This window comes from Isoptericola sp. NPDC060185 (assembly GCF_042728595.1).
Taxonomy (GTDB): domain Bacteria; phylum Actinomycetota; class Actinomycetes; order Actinomycetales; family Cellulomonadaceae; genus Isoptericola.
This window is the reverse complement of sequence record NZ_JBHWYY010000055.1, coordinates 8,396-26,034: the sequence shown is the minus strand read 5'-3', so window position 1 is coordinate 26,034 and position 17,639 is coordinate 8,396. Positions and strand designations below refer to the sequence as shown.

At 74.4% G+C, this 17,639-nt stretch carries 17 protein-coding genes and 1 tRNA gene; 13 read left to right on the top strand and 5 right to left on the bottom strand.

Annotated features, from left to right (window positions below; genetic code table 11):
* Nucleotides 1-57: 57 nt before the first annotated feature.
* A complete protein-coding gene (locus ACFWDO_RS15820; RefSeq protein ID WP_380319691.1) occupies nt 58-1,449 on the bottom strand; it encodes an ABC transporter substrate-binding protein in 1,392 nt (463 codons plus the stop codon).
* Nucleotides 1,450-1,489: 40 nt separating this feature from the next.
* The gene (locus ACFWDO_RS15815) at nt 1,490-2,467 is read right to left on the bottom strand and encodes a LacI family DNA-binding transcriptional regulator (RefSeq protein WP_380319695.1); all 978 of its coding nucleotides are present in this window, start codon (nt 2,465-2,467) and stop codon (nt 1,490-1,492) included.
* Nucleotides 2,468-2,627: 160 nt separating this feature from the next.
* Here ACFWDO_RS15815 and ACFWDO_RS15810 point away from each other — a divergent pair, with 160 nt between their 5' ends.
* Both ACFWDO_RS15810 and ACFWDO_RS15805 read left to right on the top strand, forming a co-directional pair.
* Nucleotides 2,628-3,767 (top strand): mandelate racemase/muconate lactonizing enzyme family protein, encoded by a 1,140-nt coding sequence (locus tag ACFWDO_RS15810; protein ID WP_380319698.1) that lies wholly within the window; start codon nt 2,628-2,630, stop codon nt 3,765-3,767.
* A 41-nt stretch (nt 3,768-3,808) separates the two neighbouring features.
* Nucleotides 3,809-4,480, top strand: coding sequence for a DNA alkylation repair protein (locus ACFWDO_RS15805; protein WP_380319701.1), 672 nt, complete (start codon nt 3,809-3,811; stop codon nt 4,478-4,480).
* 69 nt (nt 4,481-4,549) lie between these two features.
* On the opposite strand, the gene ACFWDO_RS15800 is transcribed toward ACFWDO_RS15805, so the two are convergent.
* Nucleotides 4,550-5,242 carry a hypothetical protein gene (locus ACFWDO_RS15800; protein ID WP_380319704.1) on the bottom strand — a complete coding sequence of 231 codons (693 nt, stop codon included), beginning with the start codon at nt 5,240-5,242 and terminating at the stop codon, nt 4,550-4,552.
* Between the two features lie 177 nt (nt 5,243-5,419).
* Here ACFWDO_RS15800 and eno point away from each other — a divergent pair, with 177 nt between their 5' ends.
* Together eno and ACFWDO_RS15790 are read left to right on the top strand one after the other, a co-directional pair.
* On the top strand, nt 5,420-6,703 hold the full coding sequence (gene eno, locus ACFWDO_RS15795) for a phosphopyruvate hydratase (RefSeq protein WP_380319706.1): 1,284 nt from the start codon (nt 5,420-5,422) through the stop codon (nt 6,701-6,703).
* Between the two features lie 341 nt (nt 6,704-7,044).
* A complete protein-coding gene (locus ACFWDO_RS15790) occupies nt 7,045-7,875 on the top strand; it encodes a septum formation initiator family protein (RefSeq protein WP_380319709.1) in 831 nt (276 codons plus the stop codon).
* A gap of 36 nt (nt 7,876-7,911) precedes the next feature.
* On the opposite strand, the gene ACFWDO_RS15785 is transcribed toward ACFWDO_RS15790, so the two are convergent.
* Nucleotides 7,912-8,691, bottom strand: coding sequence for an IclR family transcriptional regulator (locus ACFWDO_RS15785; RefSeq protein ID WP_380319712.1), 780 nt, complete (start codon nt 8,689-8,691; stop codon nt 7,912-7,914).
* Between the two features lie 143 nt (nt 8,692-8,834).
* On the opposite strand from ACFWDO_RS15785, the gene ACFWDO_RS15780 reads away from it, so the two are divergent.
* The 9 genes from ACFWDO_RS15780 to ACFWDO_RS15740 all read left to right on the top strand — a co-directional run bounded on the left by ACFWDO_RS15780 (nt 8,835) and on the right by ACFWDO_RS15740 (nt 16,914).
* Nucleotides 8,835-9,935, top strand: coding sequence for a 2-dehydro-3-deoxygalactonokinase (locus tag ACFWDO_RS15780; protein WP_380319715.1), 1,101 nt, complete (start codon nt 8,835-8,837; stop codon nt 9,933-9,935).
* Nucleotides 9,932-10,540, top strand: a complete 609-nt coding sequence (locus ACFWDO_RS15775; protein WP_380319718.1) for a 2-dehydro-3-deoxy-6-phosphogalactonate aldolase — start codon at nt 9,932-9,934, stop codon at nt 10,538-10,540. Before ACFWDO_RS15780 ends, ACFWDO_RS15775 begins: the two co-directional genes overlap by 4 nt.
* Entirely contained in the window at nt 10,537-11,685 is a 1,149-nt protein-coding gene (gene dgoD, locus ACFWDO_RS15770; protein WP_380319721.1) for a galactonate dehydratase, read from the top strand. The genes ACFWDO_RS15775 and dgoD overlap by 4 nt, the downstream gene beginning before the upstream one ends.
* Nucleotides 11,686-11,762: 77 nt before the next feature.
* On the top strand, nt 11,763-12,287 hold the full coding sequence (locus ACFWDO_RS15765) for a DUF501 domain-containing protein (RefSeq protein WP_380319724.1): 525 nt from the start codon (nt 11,763-11,765) through the stop codon (nt 12,285-12,287).
* A 66-nt stretch (nt 12,288-12,353) separates the two neighbouring features.
* Nucleotides 12,354-13,316 carry an exopolyphosphatase gene (locus tag ACFWDO_RS15760; protein ID WP_380319727.1) on the top strand — a complete coding sequence of 321 codons (963 nt, stop codon included), beginning with the start codon at nt 12,354-12,356 and terminating at the stop codon, nt 13,314-13,316.
* A 191-nt stretch (nt 13,317-13,507) separates the two neighbouring features.
* Complete coding sequence (locus ACFWDO_RS15755) at nt 13,508-13,840, top strand: PadR family transcriptional regulator (RefSeq protein WP_380319730.1); 333 nt, start codon at nt 13,508-13,510, stop codon at nt 13,838-13,840.
* Nucleotides 13,840-15,207, top strand: a complete 1,368-nt coding sequence (locus tag ACFWDO_RS15750) for a hypothetical protein (protein ID WP_380319733.1) — start codon at nt 13,840-13,842, stop codon at nt 15,205-15,207. The genes ACFWDO_RS15755 and ACFWDO_RS15750 overlap by 1 nt, the downstream gene beginning before the upstream one ends.
* A gap of 111 nt (nt 15,208-15,318) precedes the next feature.
* Nucleotides 15,319-16,770 (top strand): NAD(P)/FAD-dependent oxidoreductase, encoded by a 1,452-nt coding sequence (locus tag ACFWDO_RS15745; protein ID WP_380319736.1) that lies wholly within the window; start codon nt 15,319-15,321, stop codon nt 16,768-16,770.
* Nucleotides 16,771-16,840: 70 nt separating this feature from the next.
* Nucleotides 16,841-16,914, top strand: a tRNA-Leu gene (locus ACFWDO_RS15740).
* A 12-nt stretch (nt 16,915-16,926) separates the two neighbouring features.
* Here ACFWDO_RS15740 and ACFWDO_RS15735 read toward each other — a convergent pair.
* A partial coding sequence (locus ACFWDO_RS15735) for a LysR family transcriptional regulator substrate-binding protein (RefSeq protein ID WP_380347027.1) occupies nt 16,927-17,639 on the bottom strand: 713 nt, incomplete at its 5' end.

The following is a 17,639-nucleotide window of genomic DNA, read 5'->3' as shown; positions in this document are numbered from 1 at the left end:
CGTCCTGGTCGGGACGCGCCACCGGCACGGTCGTCGTCATCGTCGCCACGGTGGTCCTCAGCTCGACGCCAGCTGGGCCTCGGCCTGCGCCTGGGCCTCGGCGAGCAGGGCGTCGATGTCGGCGTCCTTCTCGGTGAGCACGGCCTGCACCACGGTGTCGAGCACCGCGTAGATCGCCTGCGCGCCCGCGGTCGGCTCCGGCTGCAGCGTGAGCTGCGGGGTGCCCTCGGTGTAGTGCGTGAAGTGGTCGAGCTCGACGTTGACCCACGGCTCGATCGCGGCGTCGATCTTCTCCTGGTGCGCCGCGTCGAACATCGGCAGCGTCGGGACCCCGACGGCGGCTGTCGGGTCCTTCGCGAGGGTCTCCGCCTGCGCCGCCGCCACCTCCGGGTCGTACTGCGGCTGGGCGTACGCGAAGAGCATCCACTTCACCGCCGCGGCCGCCTTCGCGGGCTCGACGTTGGCCGGCACCATGTAGACCTCGCCGCCCGACATCGTCGCGTCGCCGCCCGCCTGGGGCATGGCGGCCATCCCGAAGTTCTCGGTGTCCTTCATGCCGAAGTTCTGCTTGGCGAGCTTGTACGTGCCGGGCGTGCCCATGAACATGCCGACCTGCCCGGCCGCGAAGTCGCGCACCACGTCGTCCTGGTTGACCAGCTGCTGGCTGCCCATCGAGTCGTCGGTCCAGCGCATCTCGTGCAGCTGGGCGAGCGCGGCCTTGATCTCCGGCGTCTCCAGGGTGGGCGTGACGGTGTCGCCGTCCCGCGACTCGAGCGCGCCGCCGAACGCGTAGGTGAGCATGGTCAGCTGCCAGCCGCCCTGGTTGTCCTTCGACTCGTGCACGAAGCCCGCGGCGTCGGTCTTCTCGGCGATCGCCTTCGCCGCGGCGCGCACCTCGTCCCACGTCTCCGGCGGGTCGTCGGGGTCCAGGCCCGCCTTCTCGAACAGCGCCCGGTTGTAGGCCAGGCCCATCGCGAACGGCGAGCGCGGCACGCCGTAGACGTTGCCGGCGTCGTCCGACAGCGGTTCGAGGACCTGCGGGTTGAGCTCCTCGTAGTGCGGCCACGCCGCGAGGTACTCGGTGAGGTCCGCGACCTGCGCGCGCTGGATGAGGCCCTGCGGCTCGGTCAGCGGCACGCGGATGACGTCCTCGATGCTGCCGCCGGCGAGCTGGGCGGAGAACGTCAGCGGGTCGTACTCGTTGGTCGTGGCCTCGATCGTGATGTCCGGGTTCGCGTCCTCGAACTCGTCGATCGTGGCCTGGAAGGCCTCCTGCCCGGCGGCGTCGGTCGCCGGGGGCATGCCCTGCACGCGCAGCGTGACGGGCCCGGCGGTGGCGCCGGGGTCGTCGTCCGAGGCGCCGCACGCCGAGAGCGTGGCGGCGAGGCCGAATGCGGTGACGACGGCGGTCGCGCGCACGGCGCGCCGCCGGGTCGGGTGGTGAGTCATCGTCGTCCCTCCACTGGAGCGGTGAGTCGTCCCGCGCCGATCAGTCCCGGGGAGCCGGGCCGGTCGATCGTCGGGGGACCAGGTGGGTGCCGACCTCGACGAGGGCGGCAGGTCGGTCGTGGTCGTGCACGAGGTCGGTCAGGGTGTCGAGCGCGCGGGTGGCGAGCTCGTCGGCGGGGATGGCGATCGTCGTCAGGGACGGCGTCGCGACCTGGGACAGGAGCGTGTCGTCGATGCCGACGACGGACACGTCGCGCGGGACGTCGACGCCCAGCGCGTGGAACTGGTGCAGCACGCCCATGGCGACGAGGTCGTTGTGGGCGATGACGGCCGTCGCGCCGTTCGCCGTGACGAGCGGGGCTGCGTGCAGGCCGGTCTCGAACTGCGGCTTGTAGGGGCCGAGCTCGACGAGCGTGAGGCCGACGTCGTCGAAGGCCTCGTGGATGGACTTGCCGCGCTGGAGCTCCGGGCGGGCGCAGTTGATGAACGCGCAGCGCTCGTGCCCCAGGGCGCGCAGGTGCTCCGCCGCCTGGTGCAGGCCGCCGCCGAGGGCGATCCGCACCTCCGCGACGCCCGGTACCTCGCGGTTGACGAGCACCAGCGGGATCTCGGCGGCGAGCCGGGCCAGCGCGTCGTCGGACAGGGTGGACGCCCACAGGATCAGGCCGTCGACCTGCTTCGACAGGGTGCTGATGGTCTCGGCCTCGTCGGCCTCGTGCTCGTCCGAGTCGGCGACCAGCAGCGTGTACCCCTGTCGGCGCACCCGGGCCTGCATCGCCTTGAGGATCGGCGGGAAGAACGGGTTCGCCATGTCGGTGACGACGAGCCCGAGCGAGCCGGTGCGGCGGTCCCGCAGCGAGCGCGCGGCGGGGCTCGCCGAGTAGCCGAGGGCGTTCGCGGCCTCGAGCACGCGCCGTCGGGTCTCGTCGCTGACGAGCTCGGGGCTGTTGATGGCCCGGGAGACCGTCGACGCGGACACCTGGGCCCGTCGCGCGACCTCCGTGATCGTGGCTGCCACGGGAATCACCTCCTTCATCGGTGGTGCCACGGATCATGGCAAACGGTTGTGGAACACGTCAAGAGTTGTGGAACAGGTCTGGCCGAGAAGCGTGACTGTGGCTAGGATCGCCGCAATTCGTGCTGGAAACGATGGTGGAAATTTCACCGAGGAGTGTTCGATGAAGATCACTGGCGTAGAGGTGCTCACCCTCCCGGACCACGGCGACTCGATGATGCTGGTCGTCGTCGACACCGACGAAGGGCTCCACGGCATCGGCGAGGTCGGTATCCGGTCGCGCCAGCGCGCCGTCGCGGGCGCCGTCGAGCACCTGGCCGACCTGGTCCTGGGCGAGGACGCCATGGCCGTCGAGCACCTGTGGCAGGTGATGGCCCGGCGCGGCTTCTTCCCGGCGGACCGGATCGTCGGCGCCGCCATCGGCGCGATCGACACCGCCCTGTGGGACCTGCGCGGCAAGGCCCTCGGCGTGCCCGTGCACCGGCTCCTCGGCGGACCGGTGCGCGAGCGCGTGGCCTGCTACGTGCACCTCGGCGACGACTACGAGGACCGCGAGGCGTTCTACGAGCGGGCCCGCTGCCTGGCCGCCGACGGCTGGCGGCACCTGCGGTTCGCGCTGCCGCACCCGCCCGGCGTGCTCGACCAGCGCCAGAGCATGCGCGACGGCATCGAGCTCTTCCACCGCATGCGCGACGCCGTCGGGGACGACGTCGAGCTCATCCTTGACGTGCACACCCGCCTCGACCCGCCCGAGGCCGTCACCCTGTGCCGGGAGATCGAGAGCGCGCGCCCCTACTTCGTCGAGGACCCGCTGCGCTGCGAGAACCTCGACTCCTACGCGCGCCTGCGCTCCGCCACCGGGGTCCCGCTCGCGGCGGGGGAGCAGTTCGCGTCCAAGTGGGACTTCGCGCGGCTCGTCGAGCGCGACCTGATCGACTACGCGCGCGTCGACGTCGCCGTGGCGGGCGGCCTCACCGAGGCGCGCAAGATCGCCGCCCTGTGCGAGGTGCACCACGTCAAGCTCGCCACCCACAACCCGCTGGGCCCTGTCACCGCGGCGGCCTCCCTGCACCTCAACCTCGCCAGCCCCGCCGTCGGGGTCCAGGAGCACCAGGCCGAGCCCGAGCCGGCCGTCGCCGCCCTGTTCTCCGCGCGCCCCGCGATCCGGCCCGGGTGGGTGGAGGCGGACGACGCGCCCGGCCTCGGCGTCGACCTCGACCGCGACGCCGCGCGCCGCATGACCGCCACCGCCGACGAGCGTCCCGCCCTGCGTGCCCTGGACGGGTCGTTCACGAACTGGTGAGGTCCGGCGCGGGGCCGGGTCCCCGCGCGTAGCGTGGAGGCGTGGAGCTCACCGCCGGCGCCGTCGTCGAGGACCTGCGCGCCGTCGCGGACCCGGCGGCGCACCCGAACCGGCACTACGCCGGCCGGGGCGAGGTGCTGGGCGTGCGGATGGGCACGCTCTTCGACGTGGCGAAGCGGTACGCCGCGATGCCGCTCGACGAGGTGCACCGGCTGCTCGACGAGCCCGCCTACGAGCCCCGTCTCGCCGCGTTCTGCGTGCTCGACTTCGCGGTCCGTCGCCCACGGGTCACCGACGACGAGCGGGAGGCGCGGTACCGCGTGTATCTCGACCGGCACGACCGGATCGACACGTGGGACATGGTGGACCGGGCGGCGCCGCGCGTCGTCGGCGTGTACCTGCGGGACCGGTCGCGGGAGCCGCTGTTCGAGCTCGCCCGCTCGGACGACCCGCTGCGCCGCCGCACGGCGCTGACCGCGCCGCTCGCGTTCACCCGCCCGCCCCACCCCGAGGGCATCGCCGACCTGCTGCGGCTCGCCGAGCTCCTGCACACCGACCCGGACCCGGTGGTGCGCAAGCCCGTGGGAATCGCGCTCAAGCACGCGGGTGCCGCGGACCCGGCGGCCGTGCGCGCGTTCCTCGACCGGATGGGCGACGCGCTCCCGGCCGCGGTGCGGCGCGAGGCGCGGCAGAAGCTGCCCGACGCGACCTGACCGGTCGGGTCGGGCCGTGTCGGTCGGGCCGGTCGGGCCGGTCGGGCCGGCCGGGGCGGCCGGGGCAGATCAGTCGCCCGTGGGCCGACCGAGCTCGCCGGCGATGCGGTGCTCGAGCGCGTCGGTCGCGGCGTCCGGCAGCACGACGATCCCCTCGAGCTCCTTCATGGCCCGTCGGTAGGCGGACTGCCGCTCGGCCTGCGACGAGCCCTCGTCGTCGGCCATCGCGAGGAGCTTCTTCGCCCGGTCGAGGGCCTGCCGCTCGGCGGGGGAGAAGTCGGACGCGCGCCGCCGCTTCGCCTCCCGCTCGGCGACGTCGAAGCGCACCTGCATCTCGCGGACGGCGTCGCGGTACGCCTCGAGGCGGCGCCGGTCGTGCAGCTCGTCCAGGTCGTCGGGGCGCAGGTCCTCCGCCGCGCGCCGGGCCCGGTGGAAGTCGACGGTCACCTGCTCGCGCATGTCCGACATCAGCGGGTACTCGAGGGACTTCACGGCGTCGAGCTCGTACGCCAGCCAGCGCTGCTGCGTCGCGTCGTGCGCGGCCACGGTGCGCTCGATCTCGCTGGTCAGGGCCTCCTCGTCGGCCTTCGCGGCAGCGGCGGCAGGCTGCTCGACGCCGTGCTTGATGCGGTACATCTCGAGCTTGTCCTGGCGACGCTGCCGGTCCCAGGTGGAGATGCTGCGCGCCGCGCCGCCGATGGCGGGGCCGACGAAGAAGATCAGCCACCAGTACGAGCCGAGGAAGTCCCAGACGCTGTCCACGGGGTCCACGCTATCGGCGCGGTCGTGACCGCTGGGTGGTCGCGGGAGCCTCCGGTGTGGCGCCGGTCTAGGCTGGGCGGGTCAACCCAGCACCGTCGCGGGCGTCAGCGGCCCCGGGCACTCCCGCCTGGGCCTTGCCGCGCGGTCGCCTGCGAGCCCCGTCTGAAGGAGCAGCCCGTGGCAAGCATCGAAGCCGTTGGAGCACGCGAGATCCTCGACTCGCGCGGCAACCCCACCGTCGAGGTGGAGATCGCGCTGGACGACGGCACGTTCGCCCGTGCGGCGGTCCCGTCGGGCGCCTCGACCGGCGCCTTCGAGGCCGTCGAGCGTCGTGACGGCGACAAGGGCCGCTACCTGGGCAAGGGCGTCGAGGGCGCGGTCAACGCCGTCATCGACGACATCGCCCCGGAGCTCATCGGCTACGACGCCGAGGAGCAGCGCATCATCGACCAGACCCTGATCGAGCTGGACGGCACCCCGAACAAGGGCAAGCTGGGCGCCAACGCGATCCTCGGCGTCTCGCTCGCCGTCGCGAAGGCCGCCGCGAAGTCGGCCGGCCTCGACCTGTTCCGCTACGTCGGCGGCCCGAACGCGCACGTGCTGCCCGTGCCGATGATGAACATCATCAACGGCGGGTCGCACGCCGACTCGACGGTGGACTTCCAGGAGTTCATGATCGCGCCGATCGGCGCGCCGACCTTCAAGGAGGCCCTGCGCACGGGCACCGAGGTCTACCACGCGCTCAAGAGCGTGCTGAAGGGCAAGGGCTTCTCCACGGGCCTCGGCGACGAGGGCGGCTTCGCCCCCGACCTGCCGTCGAACTCCGCCGCCCTGGACCTCATCGTCGAGGCGATCGAGAAGGCCGGCTTCGCGCCGGGCTCCGACGTCGCCATCGCGATGGACGTCGCCGCGACCGAGTTCTTCAAGGACGGGGCGTACCACTTCAAGAACGGCGAGGTGCACTCGACCGAGGACATGATCAAGCTCTACGAGGGCCTGATCTCGAGCTACCCGATCGTCTCCATCGAGGACCCGCTGTCCGAGGACGAGTGGGGCGCCTGGTCGCAGTTCGTCTCCGAGGTCGGCGACAAGGTGCAGGTCGTCGGCGACGACCTGTTCGTCACCAACCCCGAGCGCCTCGCCCGCGGCATCGAGGAGAAGGCTGCCAACTCGCTGCTGGTCAAGCTCAACCAGATCGGCACCCTCACCGAGACGCTCGACGCCGTCACGCTCGCGCAGCGCAACGGCTTCACGACGATGACCTCGCACCGCTCCGGCGAGACCGAGGACACCACCATCGCCGACCTGTCCGTCGCGACCAACGCCGGCCAGATCAAGACCGGTGCCACCGCCCGCGGCGAGCGCATCAACAAGTACAACCAGCTCCTGCGCATCGAGGAGGCGCTGGACGACGCCGGTCGCTACGCCGGCCGTTCCGCCTTCCCGCGCTTCCAGGGCTGACACCCCGGAGGCTCGCAGGTCCTGACCGACGGCCGGTCGCTCCCCCCGCGGGCGGCCGGCCGTCGTCGTGCCCGAGGGAGGCCTCACCTGCCGAGGGAGTCCGGATCTCCGCGAGGTAGTCCCGAACCTGCTGAGGTAGTGCGAATCTCCGCGAGGTAGTTCGAGATTCCGCGAGGTAGTCCACTACCTCGGCAGAATCTGGACTACCTCGGCAGGTTCGGGACTACCTCGGCAGGTTCGGGACTACCTCGCGGAGACGGGAACTACCTCGGCGAGGTGGTCTGGCGGGCGCGCCGACGACGGTCCCCGGCGGCGGCGGTGCGGATCGGCAGAATCGGGGCGTGCCTGCCCGTCGCCCGACATCTCCCGCCGCCCGCCGCCCGGCGTCGCGGCCCTCGGGCGCGCGCGGCTCGCGGCCCACGACGACGGCGAACGGCTCGGTCGGTGCGCCGCCGTCCGCCCGCCCCGCGTCATCGGCCTCGAAGTCGACCGGCAAGAAGTCGACCGGGTCGAAGTCGTCGGGGTCGAGGACGGGATCCACGGCAGGGTCGAAGGCGTCGGCTGCGAAGCCCGGCACGAAGGCGTCGGGTGCGGGCCGGACGACGGCGAAGGGCTCGGCGGGCCGGAAGGGCTCGCGCCGCCCGGCGGGCCCGGCACGCGAGGACCGGCGCCGCAGCCGCTACGGCCTCGTGCTGCCGGAGGTGCTGACCGTCCGGCTCATCGTGCTGTCGGTGGTGGTGCTGCTCGCGGTGGTGCTGCTGCTGCCGACGGTGCGGGGCGCGGTGCAGCAGTCGCACGAGCTGGACCGGCTGCGCACGGAGCTCGCGCAGAACCAGGCCGAGAACGACCGCCTGGACGTGGAGCTCGGCCGCTGGGACGACCGCTCGTACGTCGAGGAGCAGGCACGCTCGCGGCTGAGCTTCGTCATGCCGGCGGACAAGGTGTGGCGCGTGGTCGACCCGGGCGCGGCGGGCGACGACGACGTCGACCCCGTGACGGGCGAGGCCGTCGGCTCCGGGCCGGTCGGCACTGCGGGCGGGTCGAGCGTGCCCTGGTACCAGTCGGTGTGGGAGTCGGTGCAGGTCGCGGACGGCCCGGCGGGCGCCACGGGGGAGGACGACGGCGACGCGCCCGGGAGCTCGCCGAGCCCGTCCTCGTCGGGGGACGGCTGACCCGGACCGGCTGATCCGGACCGTCGGACCACGGGGTCAGCGCGCGGGGTCGAAGCCGAGGCCCGCGCCGATGCTCGCGGCGGCGTCGAGCACCACGGGCGCGAGCGCCTCGACCCGCGCCGGCGGCATGGCCGGACGCCGCGCGGAGACGCTGATCGCGGCCACGATGGCGCCGCCCGCCTCCCGCACGGGGGCGGCGACGCACAGCACGCCGGGCTCGTTCTCCTCCAGGTCGAGCGCGACGCCCCGCCGGGCGGACTCGGTCATGACGGCGACGAACTGGTCGGCGGTGAGCACCTCCGCCTCCTGTTCGCCGACGCCGTCGCCGTCGGCGCCCGCCCGGCGTTCGGCGAGGAACTGGTCGCGCCAGCGGTCGGGCCGGTCGAGCAGCAGGGCCTTGCCGATCCCGGTGCGGGTCAGGGGCATGCGGTGGCCGGTCCGCGAGCGGGTCGGCTCGCCGCGGGTGCCGGGGATCTTGTCGAGGTAGAGCACCTGCCCGCGGTCCTCGATCGCGAGGTGCACGGTGTCGGACACCCGCGCGTGCAGCGCGCGCAGGGGTGCGGCGGCGACCTCGGCGACGGGGTTCTCCTGCAGCGCCTGGTAGCCCAGCTCGATGAGGGCGGGGCCCAGCGCGTACCGGTCCTCGAGTCGCCGCAGGTACCCGGCGGCGACCAGCAGCTGCAGCAGCCGGTGGGTGGTGCTGCGCCCGACGCCGGTCGCCTCCACGACGTCGCGCAGCCGGTCGTGCCCGCGGGCGACGGCGTCGACGACGGCGAGCCCGCGCGCCAGGGTCTGCGTGCCCGCCGGGGCGAGCACCGGGTCCGCGGTTGCCGGTCGTGCGGTTGCCGGTCGTGCGGTTGCCGGTCGCGGGGTCGCGGGTCGCGTCGCCATCGGGCGAGGTTATCCCGATTATCGGGAACTCTCCCCGGCGTCGCGACGACGGGCCTAGCGTCCCGGCCATGCCCGCACCCGACCCCCACCGCGACGCCGCGCTGGTCGCCGTCGACTGGGGTACGTCGACGTTCCGCGCATGGCTCCTGGACGACGCCGGCGGTGTGCTCGACGAGGTCCGCTCGGACGACGGCTCCCTGCGCACCTCCGCGGGCGCGGCCACGGCCGCCGGCCGCTCCGCCGCGTTCACGGGCACCTTCGTCGCGCGGTGCGGGGGCTGGCTCGCCCACCGCCCCGGCCTGCCGGTGGTGGTGGCGGGCATGGCGGGCAGCGACCACGGCTGGGCCGACGCCGGGTACCTCGACGTGCCCGTCGGCCTCGACCGGCTGGCGCACCACCTCACGGCCGCACCCGTCGACGCGCCCGCGGCGGGCGGCGTCGTGCACCTGGTGCCGGGGCTGCGCGTGCCGGGCCGGGGTGCGTCGGGTCTGCGCGAACCTGGCCCGGACGTGCTGCGCGGCGAGGAGGTGCAGCTCCTGGGCGCGCTCGTGGCGGCATCCGACGGCGCGGACGGCCCCGCGCCGGCCGGCCTTCCCGCGCAGGTGGTGCTGCCCGGCACGCACGCGAAGTGGGTGCGGCTGGACGGCAGCCGCGTCGCCGGCTTCTCCACCGCGATGACGGGGGAGGTGTTCGCCCTCCTGCTGCGCGACAGCGTCCTCGCCCGGCTGGCCGACGGCGGCCCGGCACCGGAGCCGTCGCGCGCCTTCGACCGCGGGCTCGACGCCGAGGCCGGGCAGGGCGACGACCGGGGCCTGCTGACGCTGCTGTTCACCGCGCGCACGCTGGCCCAGGCGGGCCGCCTCGCCCCCGGCGACGTGGCCGACTACGTCTCGGGCCTGCTGGTGGGGTCGGAGGTGCGGCACGCGTTGCGCACCGCCCCCGCCGCCGAGGTCGCGGTCGGCGGCGCTGGCCCCCTCGCCGCGCGGTACGGGCGCGCGCTCGCCCGGCACGGCGCGGCCGCCCGCCCGCTGGGCGACGACCTCGCCCGGGGCGGCCTGTGGCGCGTGGCCGCGGGCGCCGGCCTCGTCGCCGCGCCCACGACACCCCCCGACTCCACGCCCACGAGGACGCCCGCCCCGACGACCCCGACCACGGAGGCCCGCCCATGACCCCGCCCGCCACCGGGCTCGTCGCCATCCTGCGCGGGGTGACGCCTGCGGAGGCGGTCGAGGTCGCCGTCGCCGTCCTCGAGGCGGGCTTCGACGCCGTCGAGGTGCCGCTCAACTCGCCGGACCCGCTGGAGTCGGTGCGGCGCGTGCGCGCCGCGGCCGGCCCCGACGCCCGGGTGGGCGCGGGGACCGTCCTCACGCCCGACGACGTGCGGCGCGCCGCCGACGCCGGCGCCTCCCTGGTCGTGTCCCCGAACACTCGGCCCGACGTCGTCGCCGAGACCGTCCGGCTCGGCCTGGAGAGCTATCCGGGGGCGGCGACGCCCACCGAGGCGTTCGCCGCGCTGGACGCCGGCGCCACGGCGGTGAAGGTCTTCCCGGCCGCCGCGGTCGGGGTCGCCGGGATGCGCGCGTGGGCGAGCGTGCTGCCCGTGGGCACGCGCCTCGTGCCGGTCGGGGGCGTCGACCTGACGACGCTGGCCGCGTGGGTCCGCGCCGGCGCGGACGGCGCGGGCGTCGGCACGTCCCTGTACCGGCCGGGCGACGCCGCGGCCGAGGTCGGAGCGCGGGCCGCCGCGCTCGTGCACACCTGGAGGAACCCGTGAAGATCACCTCGGTGACGACGTATGCCGTCCCGCCCCGCTGGCTGTTCGTCAGGATCGAGACGGACGCGGGGATCGTCGGCTGGGGCGAGCCCGTGCTCGAGGGCCGCGCGGCCACGGTCGCGGCCGCCGTCGAGGAGCTGGCCGACTACCTGGTCGGCAAGGACCCGCGCCGCGTCGAGGAGCACTGGACCGTGCTGTACCGGGGCGGCTTCTACCGCGGCGGCGGCATCCACATGAGCGCGCTCGCGGGCATCGACCAGGCCCTGTGGGACATCACCGGCAGGGCGCACGACGCCCCCGTCCACGAGCTGCTGGGCGGGCGCGTGCGCGACCGCATCACGGTGTACTCGTGGATCGGCGGGGACCGCCCGGCCGAGACCGCCGAGGCCGCGCGGGAGGCGGTCGGGCGCGGCTTCTCCGCCGTGAAGATGAACGGGCCGGAAGAGCTGCAGTACCTCGACACGCGGGACAAGGTGGAGAAGGTCGTCGCCAACGTCGCCGCCGTGCGCGAGGCCGTCGGGCCCGACGTCGGCATCGGCGTCGACTTCCACGGCCGCGTGCACCGCCCGATGGCGCGCGTGCTGCTCGACGCGCTCGCGCCCTACCACCTGATGTTCGTCGAGGAGCCGGTCCTCTCGGAGCACGTCGACGGCATCGCGGACGTGCTGCGCGCGTCGACCACGCCGATCGCGCTGGGGGAGCGGCTCTTCTCGCGCTGGGACTTCAGGGACGTCATCACCTCGGGCGTCGTCGACGTGATCCAGCCCGACCTGTCGCATGCCGGCGGCATCACCGAGGTCCGCAAGATCGCCGCGATGGCGGAGGCGTACGACATCGCCGTCGCCCCGCACTGCCCGCTCGGGCCGATCGCGCTCGCCGCCTGCCTGCAGCTCGACGCCGTCGCGTACAACGCGGTCATCCAGGAGCAGAGCCTCGGCATCCACTACAACACCGGCAACGACCTGCTCGACTACGTCGTCGACCCGTCCGTCTTCGCGTACGCCGACGGGACGGTCGAGATCCCGCGCGGCCCCGGCCTCGGCATCGAGGTGGACGAGGACTACGTGCGTGAGCGGGCCGCCGTCGGGCACCGGTGGCGCAACCCCGTGTGGCGGCACGCCGACGGCTCGGTCGCGGAGTGGTGAGCGCCCGGCGCCGCCGCATCCCCGGGGCCGGGGGAGAATGAGGGCTGCCCCGCCCGCGAACGCCCCGAGGATCTCCTGTGACCGACCAGACGCCCGACGCCGCGCCCGTCGACCCGACCGCCGTGACCGACCGTGACCTCGAGGTGCTCGCCGAGCAGCTCGGGCGCACGCCGCGCGGCGTCGTCGGCATCGCCGCGCGGTGCGTGTGCGGGCGCCCGCTGGTGGTGCGCACCGCGCCGCGCCTGCCCGACGGCACGCCGTTCCCCACGACCTACTACCTCACGCACCCGGGCGCGGTCGCCGCCGCGTCGCGGCTCGAGGCGGACGGCGTGATGAAGGAGATGACCGAGCGCCTCGGCGAGGACGGGGAGCTCGCCGCCGCGTACCGGCGCGCGCACGAGCACTACCTCGCGCAGCGCGCGGAGCTCGGCCAGGTCGAGGAGATCGAGGGCATCTCGGCGGGCGGCATGCCCACGCGCGTCAAGTGCATCCACGTGCTCATGGGTCACGCCCTGGCCGCCGGGCCGGGCGTCAACCCGCTCGGCGACGAGGCCCTCGCCCTGGTCCGCGACCAGTGGCGCCCGGACCGCTGCTCCTGCTGACGGCCTTCGTCACACGGGCCGCGCACGGCAGGCGCGGCGTCGGTGGTGAATGAGAAGGTGTCGCCCGTGACCGAACGCTCCACGACCACCCGGGTCGCCGCCATCGACTGCGGCACCAACTCGATCCGCCTCCTCGTCGCCGACGTCGCCCCCGACGGCACGCTGACCGAGGTCGACCGGCAGCTGCGCATCGTGCGCCTGGGACAGGGCGTGGACCGTACCGGCGAGCTCGCCCCCGAGGCGCTGGCGCGCACGCTCGAGGCGTCGCGCGACTACGCCGCGGTGATCGCGGACGCGGGCGCCACGCGGGTCCGCTTCGTCGCGACGTCGGCCACGCGCGACGCGCGCAACCGGCAGGAGTTCTTCGACGGCGTGCGCGCGGCGCTCGGCGTCGACCCGGAGGTGGCGTCGGGCCGCGAGGAGGCGGAGCTGTCGTTCCGCGGCGCGACCGCGGGCGTGTCTGGGGACCACCCCGGCCCGTACCTCGTGGTGGACCTCGGCGGCGGCTCCACCGAGCTGGTGCTCGGCACGACGACGCCGGAGGCGGCGCTGTCGCTCGACGTCGGCTCGGTGCGCATGACCGAACGGCACCTGCACTCCGACCCGCCCACCGCGGCCGAGGTGGACGCCGCCCGCGCCGACGTGCGCACCGCGCTGGACGAGGCCGCGCGGACCGTCCCGTTCGGCCGCACCACCACGCTCGTCGGCCTCGCCGGCTCGGTCACCTCGGTCACGGCGCACGCCCTCGGGCTGCCGGAGTACCGGCGTGAGGCCGTGCACGGCGCGGTCCTCGGCGTCGACCGGGTGCTCGCCGCCTGCGACGACCTGCTGCACCGCACCCGCGCCGAGCGCCTCGCGCTCGGCTTCATGCACCCCGGCCGCGCGGACGTCATCGGCGCCGGCGCGCTGGTGTGGTCGGAGGTCGTGCGCCGCGTGCGCGACGACGTCGCTGCCGCGGGTGGCACGCTGGCCGACGTCGTGACCAGCGAGAGCGACATCCTCGACGGCATCGCACTGTCTCTCGCCTGACCGTCCGGCAGACCCACCCCGCCCGTCGACCAGGCGGTTGCTCCCGGTATGCGCGCCCGGACGCGCTCATACCGGCACCCACTGCCTGGTCGGCGGGCGGGCCTCCTTCGCGACACGGCGGCGCGGCCCCCTTCCACTACTGCGCATCGCGCACTAGTGTCTGTCGCGAAGCAGTCGGGAGGAGAAGGTCGATGGACACGACGCAGCTGCTCAAGGGGGTCCTCGACGCGGCGGTCCTCGCCGTCGTCGAGGACGAGGACGGATACGGGTACGACGTGGTGCGGCGCCTGCGCGCCCGGGGGCTCGACGACGTGGGCGACGCGTCGGTCTACGGCACGCTCCGGCGGCTGTACGCCGCGGGGGCGCTGACCAGCTACGTCGTGCCGTCGGAGTCAGGCCCGCACCGCAAGTACTACGGCATCACCGCCCACGGGCGGCAGGTGCTCGCCATCCAGCGCAAGGAGTGGCAGGAGTTCGCCGGCACCGTCGGCGGCCTCCTCGGGAACAGGGACGAGGCAGCCTGATGATCATCGACGACACCACCGGGGCCGGCGACGCCGCCCGCCCCGCGCTCGGCACCGTGCTCGACGCGCACGCCCGCGGCTACGCGCAGGCGGTCCGGCTGCAGCTCGCCGACCTCGGCCCGGAGGTCGTCGACGAGCTGACGGACGGGCTGGAGGCGGACCTCGCCGAGGCGTACACCGACGCGTCCGCCCCGCTCGACGGCGTGCCGGGCCGTCCCGACGCGGCGGACGACGTCGCGCTCGACCTCGCCGCCCACTTCGGCGCGGCGGCGGCCTATGCCGCCGAGCTGCGCACCGCCGCCGGTCTGCCCCTCGCGCTGCCTGACGCCCCGGGCCGGTCCGGGAAGCGGTCCTTCGCCGCCCGGCGGGCGCTCGTCGCCGACCGCTGGCGCCGCGCGTGGCACCCCGTCACCAGCACGCCGCAGTGGGACCGCCTCCGCGTGCTCGGGCGCGAGCTGCGCCCCGCGTGGTGGGTGGCGCGCGGATGGCTCGTCGGTGCGGTGCTGGTCGCGTGGTTCACGGACGGCCGGCCGTCCCTCGTGCCCGGGGGCGTGGGCGAGCTGATGGCCATGAGCCTCGCCGCCCTGGTGAGCGTGCAGTGGTCCCGCGGGCACTGGCTCCCCGTCGGCTGGCGGGCCCGGACCACCGTCGCGGCGTCGGTCGTCGCGGTGCTCGCCGTGCCGGCCGTGGCCAGCGCGACGTACGACGGGTCGGTGCACGGGTCGACGGGCGGGGGCGGCTCGTACGACGCCGGCTACGCGGCCGCCCAGAACGACGCGTCGAGCGTCGGGTACGGCGGGTACTCCGGTGACGACGGCGTGTGGGTGGACGGCATGCAGGTGTCGAACCTGTTCGCCTACGACGCGCACGGCGACCCGATCAAGGACGTGCAGCTCTTCGACGACCGGGGTCGTCCCGTGCGCACCATGACCGACGACGGCGCGCAGCAGGCGTGGTCCGTCCCCGACGTCGAGGGCACCTGGTTCTTCCGCCCCGCCACGGCCGACGACGGGCGCTCGCGGTGGAACGTCTACCCGCTGCGCGCCCTGCCCGAGGCGGGGATGGAGTGGTCGGACGACGGCTCCGAGGTGCAGCCCCCGGTCGGGACCCAGCCCGAGGCGATGCCGTGGCCGTTCCTCAAGGCGCCCACGTCTCTCGAGGGGGCGGGCGCGAGGGAGGACGCGTCCGAGGGCGACCCGGGCGGCGGCGACGCCGACGAGGGCGCGGACGGGACCGCGACGACGCCCTCGACGGGCGGCGGAGCGACGTCCGAGCGCGACGGGGCGGCGAAGGGCGGCCGGGAGTCGTCGTCCGCCGGGGCGGCGACGGACGTCCGGACGTCGACGGCGGTGGCTGCAGGGCGCTGACCTGCGACGGTGCGGCGGGGTGGCGCGGTCGTCGCCCCGCCGTCACCGGTGCGGTGTCGCACCGTGGACGGCCCGACTGCGGGGCCCCGGGGCGGTCGTAGAATGGTGTTCATGCCTCAGAACGTTCTGTCGTCGGACACCCATGTCCAGGACGCGCCCGCAGCGGCGCCGCGGCCCCGCAAGGTTCCCCGCATCGTCGTCCTCGGCGGTGGTTCCGTCGGCCTCTACGCGGCGCGTCGTCTGCGCCGCAAGCTCGGCAAGAAGGACGCGGCGATCGTCGTCGTCGACCCGCGCCCGTACATGACGTACGCACCGTTCCTGCCCGAGGCCGGCGCCGGCTCGATCGACGCCCGCGACGTCGTCGCCCCGCACCGCAAGGCGCTCAAGGGCATCGACGTGCTGCAGGGCAAGGTCACCCGCATCGACCACGCCGACCACAAGATCACGATCCACCCCGAGGAGGGGCCGGACTACGAGGTCTCCTACGACCAGGTCGTCGTCGGCCTCGGCTCCGTCTCCCGCACGCTGCCCATCCCGGGCCTCGCGGAGAACGCGATCGGCTTCAAGAACGTGGAGGAGGCCATCGCGGTCCGCAACCACGTGCTCAACCGCATGGACGTCGCGTCCTCCACGTGGGACGCGGAGGCGCGCAAGCGCATGCTCACGTTCACGTTCGTCGGCGGCGGCTTCGCGGGCATCGAGGCTCTCGCCGAGATCGAGGACATGGCGCGCTACGCCACCCGCAACTACCCGACGATCGACGTCGAGGACCTGCGCTTCGTCATGATCGAGGGCTCGAACCGCATCCTCCCCGAGGTCTCCGAGCCCATGGGCCTGTGGGCGCTCGACGAGATGAAGAAGCGCGGCATCGAGTTCCACCTCAGCACGTTCCTGTCGTCGTGCGTCGACGGTCACGTCGTCACCTCGACGGGCGTCGAGTTCGACACCGAGACCATCGTGTGGACCGCGGGCGTCAAGTCGAACCCGGTCATCAAGGAGGACTCGGACCTCCCGTTCGACAAGCTGGGCCGCGTCATCGTCAAGCCGACGCTGCAGGTCGCGACCGAGGACGGCGAGGTCGTCCCCGACGCGTGGGCCGCGGGCGACTGCGCCGCCGTGCCGGACGTGCTGAACCCCGGCCAGTTCTGCCCGCCGAACGCGCAGCACGCGATCCGCGAGGCCACGAAGCTCGCCGACAACATGGTCGCCCTCCTCAAGGGCGAGCAGCCCGAGGACTACGCGCACAAGAGCGTCGGCGTCGTCGCCTCGCTCGGCCTCTACAAGGGCGTCGCGGAGCTGTTCGGCTTCCTCAAGCTGCGCGGCCCGCTCGCGTGGCTCGCGCACCGCGGCTACCACGTCATGGCGATGCCGACCGGCAACCGCAAGATCCGCATCCTCATCGGCTGGATCGGCCAGTTCCTCATGGGCCGCGAGATCGTGTCCCTCGGCTCGCTGCACGACCCGCGCGACGAGTTCCGCAAGGCGTCGGTGCCGCCGAAGCAGCCGGGCCAGAAGGTGGAGCAGAAGGCCGAGTCGTCGGCCGCGCGCGCCGAGAAGGGCTGACCTTCCCCGGTACGGTGAACGGGCGTCGGGCCGACCTCTGCGGGTCGGCCGGGCGCCCGTTCTCGTTCTCGCCCCCGTAGCCCAACTGGCAGAGGCGGCCGGCTTAAACCCGGCAAAGTCCCGGTTCGAACCCGGGCGGGGGCACCTTCGACGTCGTCAGGCGCCGGCGCTGTCGGTCATCTCGGCCTCGACGCCGGCGCCTGCGCGCCGGAACGCGTCGACGACGCGGCGCACGGCGAGGCGCTCGGCGCGGTCGGGGCGCAGGACGGCGGAGACGTGCCGCGCGATGGCGACGTCGGCCAGCTCGCGCAGCACGAGGCGGTCGCCGGTGGGCGTGGTGAAGCGCGGAAGGACGGCGACCTGGTGGCTGGAGGCGACGAGCGCCTCGATGAGGCGGTTGTCGCGCAGCCGCTGCGTGACGCGCAGCTCGGCGCCGGTGGTCTGCTCGACGGCGAGGCGCACGGTGTCGAAGGGATAACCCAGCGGCACGCCGATCCAGTCGGCGTCGACGAGGTCGTGCGGGCGCACGCGCGGCAGCCGCGCGAGCGGGTGGTCGGCGGCCATCGCGACGTCGAGCGGCTCGCGTGCGAGCGGCACCACGGTGAGCCCTTCGGCCCCGGCGGGCCGCACGCTGGTCAGCGAGTGCGCGACGACGACGTCGTGGTCGGCGGTGAGCGGGCCGTACTCGGCCTCGGCGATGTCGACGTCGGCGCAGCGCAGGGTGATGGCCGTGCCCTCGAGGTCGGCCATGACGCGGGGGAGCAGGAACGTGGCGGGGCGGGGCACCGCCCCCCCCCCGACGGGGGCCCCCCGCGCGCCCAGGGAAAAGTGCCCACCGGCCAGGACCAGGGCCACGCCGGCGGCCGCGG